Annotated in this window: 1 protein-coding gene; it reads left to right on the plus strand. The window is 43.0% G+C overall.

The features are described from left to right. Positions 1-20: 20 nt before the first annotated feature. A protein-coding gene (locus tag NW838_RS06495) for an IS5-like element ISSoc13 family transposase (protein WP_148202668.1) occupies positions 21-763 on the plus strand; the annotation gives its coding sequence in 2 pieces (ribosomal slippage) (positions 21-339 and positions 339-763; 744 coding nt in all). Positions 764-781 lie beyond the last annotated feature (18 nt).

The following is a 781-nucleotide window of genomic DNA, read 5'->3' on the forward strand; positions in this document are numbered from 1 at the left end:
TAATTTATAGAGGAAAGAGGATGAAGTTGGTTTTTTTAGATGAAAACAAATGGCAGAAGATATTGGCTTTTTTACAGACAGAAGAGAGAGTTAACATTGGGAAAGAAGCAAACTGCAAACAGTTTATTGAAGCAGTTCTTTGGATAGCCCGTTCCGGTGCTCCTTGGCGCTACCTCCCAGAAGGATATGGCAAATGGTACACCATCTATCAAAGATTCCACCGGTGGAGTCGTTTTGGAGTGTGGGAACGGATGTTCAAGTATTTTATTGACGACCCTGATTTAGAGCATCTCATTATTGATTCAACCATGGTTCGAGCGCACTCCTGTGCTGCCGGAAAAAAGGGGAGCAAGCTTTGGGGAGAAGCCGAGGCGGATACAGCACCAAGATTCATGTGAGTGTAGATGGGTTGGGAAATCCGCTGGAATTGAGAATAACTGGCGGAGAAAAGAGCGATATTACTCAAGGGGAAGAATTGATAGAGGGCTGGCAGAGAAAGGATACCAAAGTAATTGGGGATAAAGGATATGATGCGGATAAGTTGATTGAGAAGATAGGGGAAGCTCAAGCGGTTATTCCGCCTAAAAGGAATAGAAAGACGCAGCGGCATTATGACAAGCATCTGTATCAAGAGAGGCATTTAATCGAATGCTTTTTTCATAAGTTAAAGCAGTACCGGCATCTATGTTCTCGTTTTGACAAATTGGCCAGGAACTTCTTGAGTTTTCTCTATCTCGTCAGTGCTCTCTTTTGGCTCAAATGAAAGATCAACACAACCTAG

The organism is Synechococcus sp. R55.2 (assembly GCF_047462075.1).
GTDB lineage: Bacteria > Cyanobacteriota > Cyanobacteriia > Thermostichales > Thermostichaceae > Thermostichus.